Annotated in this window: 13 protein-coding genes and 1 pseudogene; 3 read left to right on the forward strand and 11 right to left on the reverse strand. The window is 70.0% G+C overall.

The features are described from left to right. Positions 1 to 37 precede the first annotated feature (37 nt). From E2651_RS32200 to E2651_RS32220, 5 genes are all read right to left on the reverse strand, one after another. Entirely contained in the window at positions 38 to 1,696 is a 1,659-nt protein-coding gene (locus tag E2651_RS32200) for a bifunctional uroporphyrinogen-III C-methyltransferase/uroporphyrinogen-III synthase (protein ID WP_135334793.1), read from the reverse strand. Beyond that, the gene (gene hemC / locus E2651_RS32205) at positions 1,693 to 2,652 is read right to left on the reverse strand and encodes a hydroxymethylbilane synthase (protein WP_135334794.1); all 960 of its coding nucleotides are present in this window, start codon (positions 2,650 to 2,652) and stop codon (positions 1,693 to 1,695) included. Before hemC ends, E2651_RS32200 begins: the two co-directional genes overlap by 4 nt. Continuing rightward, positions 2,649 to 4,478, reverse strand: a complete 1,830-nt coding sequence (locus tag E2651_RS32210) for a glutamyl-tRNA reductase (RefSeq protein ID WP_135334795.1) — start codon at positions 4,476 to 4,478, stop codon at positions 2,649 to 2,651. Before E2651_RS32210 ends, hemC begins: the two co-directional genes overlap by 4 nt. After that, positions 4,475 to 5,230, reverse strand: a complete 756-nt coding sequence (locus E2651_RS32215; RefSeq protein ID WP_135334796.1) for a redox-sensing transcriptional repressor Rex — start codon at positions 5,228 to 5,230, stop codon at positions 4,475 to 4,477. The genes E2651_RS32210 and E2651_RS32215 overlap by 4 nt, the downstream gene beginning before the upstream one ends. Before the next feature lie 305 nt (positions 5,231 to 5,535). Continuing rightward, positions 5,536 to 5,814 (reverse strand): glutaredoxin family protein, encoded by a 279-nt coding sequence (locus E2651_RS32220; protein WP_135334797.1) that lies wholly within the window; start codon positions 5,812 to 5,814, stop codon positions 5,536 to 5,538. A gap of 125 nt (positions 5,815 to 5,939) precedes the next feature. On the opposite strand from E2651_RS32220, the gene E2651_RS32225 reads away from it, so the two are divergent. The 3 genes from E2651_RS32225 (at position 5,940) to E2651_RS32235 (ending at position 9,468) form a co-directional block, all read left to right on the forward strand. Then, complete coding sequence (locus tag E2651_RS32225; protein WP_135334798.1) at positions 5,940 to 6,884, forward strand: HAD-IB family hydrolase; 945 nt, start codon at positions 5,940 to 5,942, stop codon at positions 6,882 to 6,884. A 301-nt stretch (positions 6,885 to 7,185) separates the two neighbouring features. Continuing rightward, a complete protein-coding gene (locus tag E2651_RS32230; protein ID WP_135334799.1) occupies positions 7,186 to 7,974 on the forward strand; it encodes an ECF subfamily RNA polymerase sigma factor, BldN family in 789 nt (262 codons plus the stop codon). A gap of 267 nt (positions 7,975 to 8,241) precedes the next feature. Then, positions 8,242 to 9,468 (forward strand): DUF5667 domain-containing protein, encoded by a 1,227-nt coding sequence (locus E2651_RS32235; RefSeq protein WP_135334800.1) that lies wholly within the window; start codon positions 8,242 to 8,244, stop codon positions 9,466 to 9,468. Between the two features lie 73 nt (positions 9,469 to 9,541). Here E2651_RS32235 and E2651_RS32240 read toward each other — a convergent pair whose 3' ends face one another. From E2651_RS32240 to E2651_RS32265, 6 genes and pseudogenes are all read right to left on the reverse strand, one after another. Beyond that, on the reverse strand, positions 9,542 to 10,636 hold the full coding sequence (locus E2651_RS32240; protein ID WP_135334801.1) for a lysophospholipid acyltransferase family protein: 1,095 nt from the start codon (positions 10,634 to 10,636) through the stop codon (positions 9,542 to 9,544). Positions 10,637 to 10,650: 14 nt separating this feature from the next. After that, positions 10,651 to 11,697 (reverse strand): NAD-dependent epimerase/dehydratase family protein, encoded by a 1,047-nt coding sequence (locus E2651_RS32245; RefSeq protein ID WP_135334802.1) that lies wholly within the window; start codon positions 11,695 to 11,697, stop codon positions 10,651 to 10,653. A 234-nt stretch (positions 11,698 to 11,931) separates the two neighbouring features. Further along, the gene (locus E2651_RS32250) at positions 11,932 to 12,030 is read right to left on the reverse strand and encodes an AURKAIP1/COX24 domain-containing protein (RefSeq protein ID WP_003948845.1); all 99 of its coding nucleotides are present in this window, start codon (positions 12,028 to 12,030) and stop codon (positions 11,932 to 11,934) included. A gap of 125 nt (positions 12,031 to 12,155) precedes the next feature. Next, positions 12,156 to 12,365, reverse strand: coding sequence for a helix-turn-helix domain-containing protein (locus tag E2651_RS32255; RefSeq protein ID WP_157869005.1), 210 nt, complete (start codon positions 12,363 to 12,365; stop codon positions 12,156 to 12,158). A 132-nt stretch (positions 12,366 to 12,497) separates the two neighbouring features. Next, positions 12,498 to 13,313 (reverse strand): phosphatase, encoded by an 816-nt coding sequence (locus E2651_RS32260; protein ID WP_135334803.1) that lies wholly within the window; start codon positions 13,311 to 13,313, stop codon positions 12,498 to 12,500. Positions 13,314 to 13,734: 421 nt separating this feature from the next. Then, positions 13,735 to 14,196 (reverse strand): annotated as a pseudogene (locus tag E2651_RS32265) (acetoin utilization protein AcuC); the annotation flags it as partial.

The following is a 14,196-nucleotide window of genomic DNA, read 5'->3' on the forward strand; positions in this document are numbered from 1 at the left end:
GGGGAGAAAACCCCGGGCCCCCCCCGCCCCTCGCGACTCAGGGAGCCGTACGCCTGCGGCGCGAACCCGGCCGCCGCTCACTCGGCCGCGTGACGGGGTCACCGGCCTCCAGCGCGGCAGCCCGACGCCGCGTCCCGAACTCGGCCAGCGCCTCCGCCAGCTTGTGGACCGACGGCTCGGGAGCCATCACGTCCACCCGAAGCCCGTGCTCCTCGGCGGTCTTCGCCGTGGCGGGGCCGATACACGCGATGACGGTCACGTTGTGCGGCTTGCCGGCGATACCGACCAGGTTCCGCACCGTGCTCGAAGACGTGAAGAGCACGGCGTCGAAGCCGCCGCCCTTGATCGCCTCACGCGTCTCCGCCGGCGGCGGCGACGCGCGCACGGTCCGGTAGGCCGTGACGTCGTCGACCTCCCACCCGAGATCGATGAGACCGGCGACCAGCGTCTCGGTGGCGATGTCGGCCCGCGGCAGGAAGACGCGGTCGATCGGGTCGAAGACCGGGTCGTACGGCGGCCAGTCCTCAAGCAGGCCCGCGGCCGACTGCTCGCCGCTGGGCACCAGATCCGGCTTCACACCGAAGGCGATCAGCGCGGCAGCGGTCTGCTCGCCCACCGCCGCGACCTTGATCCCGGCGAAGGCGCGGGCGTCGAGCCCGTACTCCTCGAACTTCTCGCGCACCGCCTTGACGGCATTCACGCTCGTGAAAGCGATCCACTCGTAGCGGCCCGTGACCAGGCCCTTGACCGCCCGCTCCATCTGCTGCGGCGTACGCGGCGGCTCGACGGCGATCGTCGGCACCTCGTGCGGCACGGCGCCGTACGACGTCAGCTGGTCGGAGAGCGAGGCCGCCTGCTCCTTCGTACGCGGAACGAGCACACGCCACCCGAAGAGCGGCTTCGACTCGAACCACGACAGCTGGTCGCGCTGGGCGGCGGCGGAGCGCTCACCGACCACGGCTATGACGGGCTGCCCGCCGTCGGGCGAGGGCAGCACCTTCGCCTGCTTCAGGACCTGCGCGATGGTGCCGAGCGTCGCGGTCCAGGTGCGCTGGCGCGTCGTCGTACCGGCGACGGTCACCGTCATCGGGGTGTCGGGCTTGCGCCCGGCCGCCACCAGCTCGCCGGCGGCCGCCGCGACGGAGTCGAGCGCCGTCGAGACCACCACGGTCCCGTCGGACACGCCGACCTCGCTCCAGCAGCGGTCGGAAGCGGTGCGGGCGTCGACGAAACGTACGTCGGTGCCCTGCGCGTCCCGCAGCGGAACACCCGCGTAGGCGGGCACACCGACCGCCGCGGCGATGCCGGGCACCACCTCGAAGGAGATGCCCGCGGCGGCGCAGGCCAGCATCTCCTCGGCGGCGTACGTGTCGAGGCCGGGGTCGCCGCCGACGGCACGCACGACCCGCCTGCCGCCCCTCGCTGCCTCCATGACAAGATTGGCCGCGGCCCGCAGGGGAGGCGCATCGGTGATGGCTGACGCGTCGTCAACTGCCTGAGGGTGAGGTGTGTCCACACCTCCCCGGGCATGCGCGCGCACGACGTCGAGCACATCCGGCTCGGCGATCAGGACGTCCGCTCGGGCCAACGCCTCGACGGCGCGCAGAGTGAGTAGTCCCGGATCTCCGGGTCCGGCACCCAGGAAGGTGACGTGCCCGTGTGCGGGAAGGCCGGGAAGGTTCGAGGTGGGGCTCAAAGTACTCGCTCCCCCATCAGACCGGCCGCGCCCTTGGCAAGCATCTCGGCAGCGAGTTCGCGGCCGAGCGCCAAGGCTTGGTCATGCGTCTCGGGCACGGGACCGGTGGTGGACAGCTGCACCAGCGTCGAGCCGTCGGTGGTACCGACGACGCCGCGCAGGCGCATCTCCTTGACAATCTGCCCGTCGGCCAGCAAGTCGGCCAGCGCACCGACAGGTGCGCTGCAACCGGCTTCCAGGGCGGCGAGCAGGGATCGCTCGGCGGTCACGGCGACCCGGGTGTACGGGTCGTCGAGCTCGGCGAGCGCGGCGATCAGCGACGCGTCGGACGCGGCGCATTCGATCGCCAGTGCCCCCTGGCCGGGGGCGGGCAGAACTGTGTCGACCGACAGGAAGTCGGTCACCTCGTCGATCCTGCCGATTCGGTGGAGTCCGGCGGCGGCGAGCACGACGGCGTCGAGCTCCCCCTTGTGGACGAATCCGATGCGGGTGTCGATGTTCCCGCGGATCGGCACGGTCTCGATGGTCATGCCGTGGTTGCGCGCATAGGCGTTCAGCTGCGCCATGCGGCGCGGCGAACCGGTGCCGATGCGCGCGCCGTTCGGCAGTTCCGCGAAGGTCAGGCCGTCGCGCGCGATCAGTACGTCGCGGGGGTCCTCGCGCAGCGGCACGGCGGCCAGCACGAGGTCATCGGGCTGCGCGGTCGGCAGGTCCTTGAGCGAGTGCACGGCGAAGTCGACCTCGCCGGCGAGCAGCGCGTCGCGCAGGGCGGTCACGAAGACGCCGGTGCCGCCGATCTGCGCCAGGTGTTCACGCGACGTGTCGCCGTACGTCGTGATCTCCACGAGCTCCACGGGGCGGCCCGTCAACTGGCTCACTGTTTCGGCCACTTGGCCGGACTGGGCCATGGCCAGCTTGCTGCGCCTGGTCCCGAGCCTGAGTGCCCTCTCGGTCATGCCCGGCCTCGATTCGGGTCGTTGTTCTCGTTGTGCTGGTCGTGCTGGTCGTTCTGGTTGTTCAGGCCGTCGGCCCTGCTGACGGCGGCGACCGTCTGCGGGTCGAGGTCGAAGAGGGTGCGCAGCGCGTCGGCGTATCCGGCGCCGCCGGGTTCGGCGGCCAGCTGCTTGACCCGCACGGTCGGTGCGTGCAGCAGCTTGTCGACGACACGGCGGACGGTCTGGGTGATCTCCGCGCGCTCCTTCTCGGCGAGTCCGGGGAGCCGTCCGTCGAGCCGGGCGATCTCGCCGGCGACGACGTCGGCGGCCATGGTGCGCAGGGCGACCACGGTCGGCGTGATGTGCGCGGCCCGCTGCGCGGCGCCGAAGGCGGCGACCTCGTCGGAGACGATCGCGCGGACCTGCTCCACGTCGTCGGCCATCGGGGCGTCGGCGGAGGTCTCGGCGAGCGACTCGATGTCGACGAGGCGTACGCCGTCGATGCGGTGCACGGCGCCGTCGATGTCGCGGGGCATGGCCAGGTCGAGCAGGGCGAGCAGGACGTGCCCGGTCTCGACGATCGAGGGGCCGCGGCGCTCGGGCACCCGCCCGGTGGCGGTCACGGCCGCGGCGAGCGCGGTGATGGTGTCGGCCTCGGCGCGCACTTCGGCCTCGGCGTCACGGCGCTCGGCGGGAGCGTTGTCGACCCAGGCGGCGTGCTGCTCCAGGGTCGCGGCATCCATGCCCGCGACGGCGTCCTCGCCCATGACGGAGAACCCGACGCCGCGGCTGACGGATGCGCCGTCGAGCGAGCCACCGGTCGCATCCGCGCCGGAGAGGCCGAGCGGGCAGTCTTCGTCCGTCGCTGAGGGGGCTGCCGGGCGGCCGTCGCGACCCGTCACCGTCCCTTCGGCGCGCGCACCCGCGCCGAAGCGCGAGGCCGACCGCGGGGCCGCCACCGACGCGTGCGGCGTCCCCACAGCCGTCCCCACGGCCGTCGGCGAAGCCGTACGGCCCGCAAGCGCCGCCGCCACGGCCTCCGCCGTCAGGACGAGCCCGGTCGCCCCGGTGCAGGACACCGCCATATCGGCACGTGTCAGTTCGGCGGCCACCTGGTCCATCGCGACGGCGCGCGCGACGGTGCCGTTGCCGCCGTCCATCAAGATCTCGGCGAGCCGCTCGGCGCGCTCCAGGGTGCGGTTGGCGACGACGACCTCGCCGACGCCTGCGCGGGCGAGCGTCGCCGCGGCGAGCGAGGACATGGATCCGGCGCCGATGACCAGGGCGCGCTTGCCCTTGGCCCACGCCTCGACCGGCTCGCGCCCGGCGAGCTGCTCCAGGCCGAAGGTCACGAGCGACTGCCCGGCCCGGTCGATGCCGGTCTCCGAGTGCGCGCGCTTGCCGACCCGCAGGGCCTGCTGGAACAGGTCGTTGAGGAGGCGCCCCGCGGTGTGCAGCTCCTGGGCGCGCGCCAGGGTGTCCTTGATCTGGCCGAGGATCTGGCCCTCGCCGACGACCATCGAGTCCAGGCCGCAGGCCACCGAGAACAGGTGGTGGACGGCTCGGTCCTCGTAGTGGACGTACAGATAGGGAGTGAGCTCTTCGAGGGCCACCCCGCTGTGCTGGGCGAGCAGCGTGGACAGCTCGGCGACGCCCGCGTGGAACTTGTCCACGTCGGCGTACAGCTCGATGCGGTTGCAGGTGGCGAGCACGGCCGCCTCGGCGGCGGGCTCGGCGGCGAGCGTGTCCTGCAGGAGCTTGGCCTGCGCATCGGCGGCCAGCGCGGCCCGCTCCAGGACGCTCACCGGAGCGCTGCGGTGGCTCAGCCCTACGACGAGGAGACTCATGCCGGCATCACGGCGGGGATGTCCCCGTCGGGTCCCTTCCGCTGCTGCTTGGCATCGGCGGGCGGCACGTCGCCTTCGGCGGTCGCTTCCTCACCGGCCTTGCGCTGCTCGTGGAAGGCGAGGATCTGCAGCTCGATGGAGAGGTCCACCTTGCGTACGTCGACACCGTCCGGCACGGACAGAACGGTGGGCGCGAAGTTCAGGATCGAGGTCACACCGGCGGCGACGAGCCGCTCGCAGACCTGCTGGGCGGCGCCCGCCGGGGTGGAGATGACGCCGATGGAGACGCCGTTGTCCTTGATGATCTTCTCGAGCTCGTCGGTGTGCTGCACCGGCATGCCCGCGACGGGCGTGCCCGCCATGTTCGGATCGGCGTCGATGAGCGCGGCGACGCGGAAGCCGCGCGAGGCGAACCCGCCGTAATTGGCAAGCGCCGCGCCGAGGTTACCGATACCGACGATCACGACGGGCCAGTCCTGGGTCAGACCGAGCTCGCGGGAGATCTGGTAGACGAGGTACTCGACGTCGTAGCCCACGCCGCGCGTCCCGTAGGAACCGAGGTAGGAGAAGTCCTTGCGCAGCTTCGCGGAGTTGACCCCCGCGGCGGCCGCGAGCTCCTCGGAGGAGACCGTGGGAACCGAGCGCTCCGACAGAGCGGTGAGGGCTCGGAGGTACAGCGGAAGCCTGGCGACGGTGGCCTCGGGAATCCCTCGGCTGCGGGTCGCCGGTCGGTGAGTTCGGCCAGTTGCCACGGTGCTCCTGCGGGTAGAGCGGGGCTGCAGGCGGTCACATGTCCCCAGACCGCCCCGTCGAATGCAGGCTATGTCTTTGTGAACGCGTGCACAAAGATGGTGTCCGATTTGCCCGGCCAACGTGACCGGGGTCACGCGCCCCCGGCGTGCGCTCCAGGAACCGGCGCACAGGGAGCGGCGTCGCTCACATGATGGGGGCAAAACCGCACACTCTCCTCACGATCATCGCCCCCGAGACCAAAACCGCCCACGATCCTAAGGGACCTTTCGGGCCACTTGGACTCGTCGGTCAGTCTCGATTCGGACTACGGGGCGAGCGCGCGTCGAAGTCGATCTTCGTTCACCCGCCAGAAGGTGTGCTGTTCACCGTCGACCAGAACCACCGGAATCTGTTCCCAGTAGGCCCGGTTGAGCTCCTCGTCCTGCGTGATGTCCTTCTTCTCCCATACGACTCCCAGCTCGCCGCAGACCTTCTCGATCACCAGCTGTGCGTCATCGCACAGATGGCAGCCGGGCTTGCCGATCAAGGTGACCGTCCGATCCTGCGGACGCTTCTTCTCCGTACGGCGAAAAATCGGGCTCATGACACCATTCTCGCCCCGCCGACGCGCCGCGCGGCCCGTCCGTTTAACGGGGCGGCCGCGAAGAGTTCACAGGGCCGAATCCTGCCGACTCCGGAACCACCGAACGAACTAGCTATGCTCACGGCATGGCCGCTCTCGGATGGCTCACCCCCCGTAGGCGCTCCGCCACGGCGCGGAGCGTGTTGGCAGGCGAGGCCTCGGCTGAGGCAGCACGCAAGTCCTCCCAGGAGCTGGAGGAGCTCGCGGAGGCCGCCGCGCCCGAGGAACAGGACCAGGAGCCGGAGTTCCCCGTCGTCGGCGACGACAAGGCCGCCGCCTTCTTCGACCTCGACAACACCGTGATGCAGGGCGCCGCGATCTTCCACTTCGGCCGCGGCCTCTACAAGCGGAAGTTCTTCGAGCGCCAGGAGCTGGCCCGATTCGCCTGGCAGCAGGCGTGGTTCAGGCTCGCGGGCGTCGAGGACCCCGAGCACATGCAGGACGCCCGCGACAGCGCGCTGTCCATCGTCAAGGGCCACCGCGTCGCCGAGCTGATGTCCATCGGCGAGGAGATCTACGACGAGTACATGGCCGAGCGCATCTGGCCCGGTACGCGCGCCCTGGCCCAGGCCCATCTCGACGCGGGCCAGAAGGTCTGGCTGGTCACGGCCGCCCCGGTGGAGACGGCGACGATCATCGCCCGGCGCCTGGGCCTGACCGGAGCGCTCGGCACGGTCGCCGAGTCGATGGACGGCGTCTACACCGGCAAGCTCGTCGGCGAACCCCTGCACGGCCCCGCGAAGGCCGAGGCGGTGCGCGCGCTGGCATCGGCGGAGGGCCTGGACCTGGCCCGCTGCGCCGCGTACAGCGATTCGCACAACGACATCCCGATGCTCTCGCTCGTCGGGCATCCGTACGCGATCAACCCCGACGCCAAGCTGCGCAAGCACGCCCGCGAGCGGGACTGGCGCCTTCGGGACTACCGCACCGGCCGCAAGGCCGCGAAGGTCGGCATCCCGGCCGCGGCGGGCGTCGGCGCGATCGCGGGCGGCACGGCCGCGGCGATCGCCCTGCACCGCCGCCGCCACTGAACATTCCCTCGGTCCTACCCCGCCCGCGGGCCCGCCAGTCCCGTTGGTAGCACTCGGCCACAACACGCCCCGCGCTGAGACGGAATGTGAACCAACCCGATCAACAACCGTTCACTGTCTGCTACTTGAACGGGCACGGATCGGCAACAGAAGCGACGTAATCGGCGATTTAAGCAACTGGGTGTAGCGCCGCCTGTACGAAGCGTTATTCTCCTCAGACGCATAACGGACCCCACGCGTCGCTACGACGGGTGAACGGTCCCGCACTGCACGTGATGGAAGCTCTGCCTCTGGGAGTCCCGTGTACCCACACGTCGGGGTTGACGCCTCGGGCCTGGCTACGCTGCGCGCAACGGTCGCCGACCGCTTGCGCGGCTTCGTCCCCACCGCGTACGCCGGCCCCGCCGTCCCCGCATTTGCCGTCCCCACGCCCGCCGGGCCGCTCTACGCCCTGGCGGACAGCGGCGCGGCAGTCAGCAGACGAGCCCGTTCTGCCGCTGCCACCTCAACCCCCACCCACCGCCGTCCCGCCGCGGACAGCGACAGTGCCCGCATGATGGATCTCGTCGAGCGCGCCCAGGCCGGCGAGTCCGACGCCTTCGGCCGTCTCTACGACCAGTACAGCGACACGGTCTACCGCTACATCTACTACCGCGTCGGCGGCAAGGCGACCGCCGAGGACCTCACCAGCGAGACCTTTCTGCGCGCCCTGCGCCGCATCAGCACCTTCACCTGGCAGGGCCGCGACTTCGGTGCCTGGCTGGTCACGATCGCCCGCAACCTGGTCGCCGACCACTTCAAGTCGAGCCGTTTCCGCCTCGAAGTGACCACCGGCGAAATGCTCGACGCCAACGAGGTCGAGCGCAGCCCCGAGGACTCCGTCCTGGAGTCCCTCTCGAACGCCGCACTGCTCGACGCCGTGCGCCGCCTCAACCCCCAGCAGCAGGAGTGCGTGACGCTGCGCTTCCTGCAGGGTCTCTCGGTCGCCGAGACCGCGCGGGTGATGGGCAAGAACGAGGGTGCGATCAAGACCCTCCAGTACCGCGCCGTCCGCACCCTGGCCCGGCTCCTGCCGGACGACGCGCGCTGACGCTACGGACCACCGACGGCCGTCCGTAGCCGTGGGTGATGCTCAACTCACCTTCCGTGGCGGCCAGATGGCCGCCACGGACTTCTGGCGGTCCGATCATCCTCCGTCCGTAACCCAAGTGCCGCGACGCTCGTTGTGCGGGATGCAGGCTCCCTGTGGTCGCTCCCTGATCACCTCCGCTCACTCATTCGTGTGGATGTGCTCAAGGTGTGCAACCCTCAGGACCCCCTGGGGAGTCGACCGTCATGACGAGAGGAGGTGCCGCCAGTGATCGCGAACGTATCGGCACACCGGCGGGCGAACGCCTTCGCCCAGGCCCTGGAGGAGCAGTCCGACCAGGACCCGGCGGCCGAGCAGACCGAAGATTCCGTCACGCCCGATCCAGCGCTGTCCGAACAGGCGGCCCCGGACCGGTTGTTGACCCTGGCGACCGGCCTCGGCGAACTGCCGAAGCCGGAGCTCGATCCCGAGGTCAAAGTGGTCCAGCGGGCCCAGCTCGTAGCCGCCATGGAGGCCATGCTCCTCGAGGGCACGGCCGCGGGCGGCGGCACCACCGGCACATCGGTGCCCGAACAGCGCTCCCGCAAGGGCGCCCACCGGGCCACCGGGCTGCGCAAACTGAAGCCGCGCTCCCGGCTGTCCAAGGGCATCGCCGCGGGCGGGCTCACCGTCGGCGTCGCCGCCGGGGCGTTCGGCGGAGTGGCCGCGGCAAGCTCGGACGCGCTTCCGGGCGATTCGCTGTACGGCCTCAAGCGCGGCATGGAAGACATCAAGCTCGGCATGGCCGACGGCGACAGCGACAAGGGCGAGATCTACCTCGACCACGCATCGACCCGGCTGAACGAGGCCCGTCGCCTCATGGAGCGAGGCCGCACCGGCGACCTCGACCACGAGTCCCTCGGCGAGGTCAGGCGAGCGCTCTCCGGCATGCGGCACGACGCGGCCGAAGGCCACCGCCTGCTGCACGAGGCGTACGAGAGGGACGGCTCGCTCGGCCCCATCCAGACCCTGTCCGCCTTCTCCGAGTCACACCGCAGCAGCTGGAGCGACCTGCAGAGCCGGCTGCCCGTCCAACTGGGCGACGTGGGCGCCCAAGTGAACTCGGTCTTCGACGCGATGGACCAGGAAGTGGACCCGCTCCGCGCCCTGCTCCCCCGCACCCCGAACAGCAGCCACACCCCGGACCGGCCCAGCCAGGGCTCCTCCGGCTCCTCCACCCCGGACCGCCCTTCCGCCCCCGAGTCTTCCCCCGGAGGCGGCTCAAGCACCGACAGCAGGCCGCATCCGTCTACATCGGACGGCAGCGGCGAGGCCGACGGCCTGCTCGGCGGCAACACGGGCGGCCTCCTGGACCCCCCGAAGACCGACACGACCCCCAGCCCCTCGGGCGACACCGGCAAACAGACTCCCCCGGCAGAACCGGACGTCACGGTCCCACCGATCCTGCCGGGCTTGCTGCCGGGCTTGGGGATCGAGGGCGAGGACGCCATGTAGCACCACTGAATGTCTGAGGGGCCAGACCCACATGGATCTGGCCCCTCAGACATCGGCGCAACGCACCGCCGCCTCAGAAGAACACGGACCGCCGCTGCACCAGCAGCTTGTACAACGTGTGCTGAATCTGCTCCCGAACCTGATCCGTCAGGTTGAACATCAGCATCGGATCCTCGGCGGCCTCCGGCGGATACCCATCCGTGGGAATCGGCTCCCCGAACTGAATCGTCCACTTCGTGGGCAACGGCAATGCCCCCAGCGGGCCCAGCCACGGGAACGTAGGCGTGATCGGGAAGTACGGGAAGCCGAGCACCCGCGCCAGCGTCTTCGCGTTCCCGATCATCGGGTAGATCTCCTCCGCCCCCACGATCGAGCACGGAACGATCGGCGTCCCCGTCCGCAACGCGGTGGAGACGAACCCACCCCGCCCGAACCGCTGCAGCTTGTACCGCTCGCTGAACGGCTTCCCGATGCCCTTGAACCCCTCCGGCATCACCCCGACCAGCTCACCCCGCTCGAGCAGCCGCTCGGCATCCTCCGCGCACGCCAGCGTGTGCCCGGCCTTGCGGGCCAGTTCGTTGACGACCGGCAGCATGAAGACAAGATCCGCGGCGAGCAGCCGCAGATGCCGCCCCTGCGGATGGTTGTCGTGCACGGCGACCTGCATCATCAGACCGTCGAGCGGCAGCGTCCCGGAGTGGTTGGCGACGATCAGCGCCCCGCCGTCGGCGGGGATGTTCTCGATGCCCTTCACCTCCACCCGGAAGTACTTCTCGTAGAAGGGCCGGAGCAGCGACATCAGAACCTGGTCGGTGAGCTCCTCGTCGTACCCGAAGTCATCGACCTCGTACTCCCCGGTGAGCCGCCGCCGCAGAAACGCGAGCCCGCCCGCGACGCGCCGCTCCAGACCACCGCCGCCCCGCGGCTCGGGCGCGGCCCCCGGCTTCGGCTCCGGCCGCGGCTTCGGCTTCGACTTCGGCTCCGGTGAAGGCCCCGGCTCGGCCCGCTCCACCCCCGGCGCCCCGTCCTGCTGCGCCGGCATGGCCGTGACCTCACGGACAGCTGCCGGATCGTTCTTGCGCCGGGTCGCGACCCGGCGCCGCGTCGGGACCTTGCCGCCCCCGCGCGACCGGTCGTCGTCGAACGGAATGACCTTGGCGTCCGCCATCGTTGACGCTCTCCTCAGTTGGCGCTCGGGTTGCCCGCGAAGGGCAGCGTGGCGATCCGGTCCAAGGCCCCCGCGACGGCCTGCGGCGGCAGAAGTCCGGGACCCCGACTGCGTACGAAATCCGCGAAGGTCTCCGCGGTCGTGTATTTGGGCCGGAAGCCCAGTGTCTCGCGCATCTGCCGCGTTGCGACCACGCGGCCATGGGTGAGCAGCCTGATCTGCTCGGGCGAGAAGTCCGTCACGCCCAGCGTCCGCAGCGCCTGGCCGACCCAGGTGACCGCGGGCATGAACACCGGGAGCGTCGGACGCCCGAGCCGCCGCGAGCACTGCGAGAGCAGCAGCAGGCCGTCGCCCGCGACGTTGAACGTGCCGCTGTTGAGCGTCCCGCGCCGCGGGTCGTGTGCGGCCAGACGGAGTACCTCGATCGCGTCGTCCTCGTGCACGAACTGCAGCCGCGGGTCGTAACCGAAGACGGTCGGCAGCACCGGCAGCGAGAAGTACTCGGCGAGCGGTGAGTCGGCGGCCGGGCCCAGGATGTTGGCGAACCTCAGCACGCACACCGCCACGTCCGGGCGTCGGCGCGCGAATCCGCGTACGTACCCCTCGACTTCAACGGTGTCCTTGGCGAAGCCACCGCTGGGCAGCGACTTCGGCGGCGTCGTCTCGGTGAAGACCGCCGGGTCGCGCGGCGCGGAGCCGTACACATTGGTCGACGACTTCACCACGAGCCGCCTGACCGTCGGCGACTTCTGGCAGGCGCCGAGCAGCTGCATCGTGCCGATGACGTTGGTCTCTTTGAGTGAACCCCGGCTGCCGCCGGCCAGCGCGGTGCCCGTGACGTCCATGTGGACGACCGTGTCCACGGAGAACTCGGCGAGCACCTTGGCGATCGCGGGCTGGCGGATGTCGGCCTGGACGAAGTCCGCGCCGCCCAGATGGTGCTCGGCAGGTACCGCGTCCACAGCGATCACCCGGTCGACCTCCGGATCTCGCTGGACGCGTCGGACGAACCGTCCGCCCAGTTGTCGGGCCACCCCGGTCACGAGCACGACCTTGCCCAAGATCAGCGCCTGCCTTCCCCAGCCCTCGAAGTCCTGCCGCGCACCGTCATCACTCTCCCGGCACACGCTAGCGGGTCGATGTTGCGCTGTGATGACCGCCTGATGCAGGAAGTGACTACAGGCACACCAGAGGCTTACAAAAGCCCTGGTGAACCCCGGAAAACTCCCCGAAAACGCCGAAGCCCTCCCACCGGATGGCGGGAGGGCTTCGGGGCGCGCTATGTCAGCTGTCGCTTACTTCTTGTTGCGACGCTGAACGCGGGTGCGCTTCAGCAGCTTGCGGTGCTTCTTCTTGGCCATCCGCTTACGCCGCTTCTTGATAACAGAGCCCACGACTACCCTCGCTCACTTCTCTTCACTAAGTGCGGGGCAGCAGACTGGGCCCACACGACCTACGTCGGCCTAGCCTACCCGCCTCTGAGTGAGGGACGTAATCGAGGTGGATCGAGGGACTTCTGTCAGCCCGCCTCGACTCCTACATAGGACTCGCGGAGGTACTCGTGAACCGCCTGCTCCGGGACCCGGAAGGACCTTCCGACCCGGATGGCGGGCAGATGACCGCTGTGCACCAAGCGGTACACGGTCATCTTGGACACTCGCATCACCGAGGCGACTTCCGCCACGGTCAGGAACTGGACCTCGTTCAGCGGCCTCTGGTCTGCAGCCATGACACCCCACCTGAACCTTCCGCACATGACGGGCACCGGCTTCCCCTTCCGGTGACTCTTCGTCTCTGCGCGCTCACTCCCCAGACTAGGGGCGGATGATGCGAGTGGGGAAGAGGAGTAGCGATCGGCCGCCTACTGTGACAGACACGCTCGATTGAGTACATAGCGAGTAAGCGGTCGGTAGTAATCAGACCGCACAGCGTCATCAAGCGGAACGACGACGGACACCTGCCCCTCGGCCTCTCCGACGAACAGCGCGGGATCATCCGTATCCGCCAGACCGATCGCCTCAAACCCCAGCTGACCTGCCCCGCAGACCCATCCGTGGTCCCCGACGACCAGCTCGGGCAGGGGCCCGTCACCCTCCGCGGCGGCCGCGAGGACGGCCCGAACCGGGAGTGGTGAGTGGGTATGTGCGCCGGTCTCACTCCCGGTGGGACGCGCGCCGGGTTCCCGCACCAGCGCGACTCCTTGTACGTAGTCAAGGTTGTACGTGCGTAGGCCGAACCGGGTCGTTATGTCGACACTGCTGCCCTGCGCGGAGGTGAGGACGGTGCACCCGGCCGCCGACAACGCGTCCGCCAGCGCGGCGTAGAAGCCGAGGAGCCGATGCGGATGCCCCGTCCCAAAGAGCACGGGAAGCCGCCTCCGTGCCACATCCGCAAGCCGCTCGGCAAAGGCGTCAAGCGCGGCCAACGTCCGCTCGGGGTCGATGACATCGGCCCCGGTGGTATGCCGAGGATCCGCGGACACCCCGCACTTGTCCGCCATGAGCCCGAGCAAGTCCCCCGCCCCCCAGCTCCATTCGGGATCGAGCCCCAGCAGTATCCGCGGATCCCGGGCCGCGAAGAGCCGATAACTCCGCAGACTCTCTTCCCGAGAAGTGGCCACAGGCCCGGCCAACCGAGCCGCCAACAGATGCGCCCGCAGGGCGCCGGTGCTCAACACCCAGCCGATGCTGACGCATCACCCCTTCCCAGCCCCCCAAAAACCCGAAAAACCCCCACAGTTGGCGTAACAACCCGTACTCTCCCGCAAAGCCACCACCCCAGCCGCACGCCCACCTCTGCCACGAGCAGCGACCCCACACACGCCCCCGCCAACCCACCGGCGCTGATTGCGGACAGCCGCTCCACACACCTCCGAAACCAACCCGCCCGCGCTGGTTACGGACAGGCGTGGCGCACGGCGCCCTCCCACCCTGGTCGACCCTCGTTGTGGGCAGGCGTTCCGCACGGCGGAACGGGTGGGCACAACGCACTACCGCCGGGCACCAATAAGACCGGGCGCCCACCCCGAGGACGGGGCCTGGGGCGGAGCCCCAGTTTCGGGAAGGGGCGAGGTTGGGGAAAGCCCCACAGGGACGCCCCTACGCCAACAACCCCCGCAGCGGAAACACCGCACGCCGCGCGGCCAGCACCGCCTGGTCAAGCCGATCGGCGGGGTCGTACCCCGCCTCCCACTCCTTCCAGGACACAGGCCACCGCCCATCAGTCATCCGCACCGGCCCCAACTGCCGCGTACGGGCGAAGACTTCCTGCCGCCAGGCCTCCGGAATCACCTCGGAGGGCGAAATCTCCCGCCCCGCAGCGATGGCCACCAGATGCGTCCACGACCGAGGCACGACATCCACCACGGCGTACCCACCCCCACCCAGCGCGACCCACCGCCCATCCGCGTACGAATGCGCCAACTCATGACAAGCAACCTGCACAGCCCGCTGCGCATCAAGCGACACCGCCAGATGCGCCAACGGATCCTCGAAGTGCGTATCGGCCCCGTGCTGAGTAACAAGCACCTGCGGCCGAAAATCCGCAAGCAACTCCGGCAC

Origin of the sequence: Streptomyces sp. MZ04 (assembly GCF_004684775.1) — a bacterium.
Classification (GTDB): domain Bacteria; phylum Actinomycetota; class Actinomycetes; order Streptomycetales; family Streptomycetaceae; genus Streptomyces.

What these genes read in the sequence shown, in the direction of transcription:
- E2651_RS32225 (WP_135334798.1), top strand. Translation starts at nt 5,940, where the DNA reads ATGGCCGCTCTCGGATGGCTCACCCCCCGTAGGCGCTCCGCCACGGCG.
- E2651_RS32240 (WP_135334801.1), bottom strand. Translation starts at nt 10,636, where the DNA reads ATGGCGGACGCCAAGGTCATTCCGTTCGACGACGACCGGTCGCGCGGG.
- E2651_RS32210 (WP_135334795.1), bottom strand. Translation starts at nt 4,478, where the DNA reads ATGAGTCTCCTCGTCGTAGGGCTGAGCCACCGCAGCGCTCCGGTGAGC.
- E2651_RS32220 (WP_135334797.1), bottom strand. Translation starts at nt 5,814, where the DNA reads ATGAGCCCGATTTTTCGCCGTACGGAGAAGAAGCGTCCGCAGGATCGG.
- E2651_RS32255 (WP_157869005.1), bottom strand. Translation starts at nt 12,365, where the DNA reads ATGGCTGCAGACCAGAGGCCGCTGAACGAGGTCCAGTTCCTGACCGTG.
- hemC (WP_135334794.1), bottom strand. Translation starts at nt 2,652, where the DNA reads ATGACCGAGAGGGCACTCAGGCTCGGGACCAGGCGCAGCAAGCTGGCC.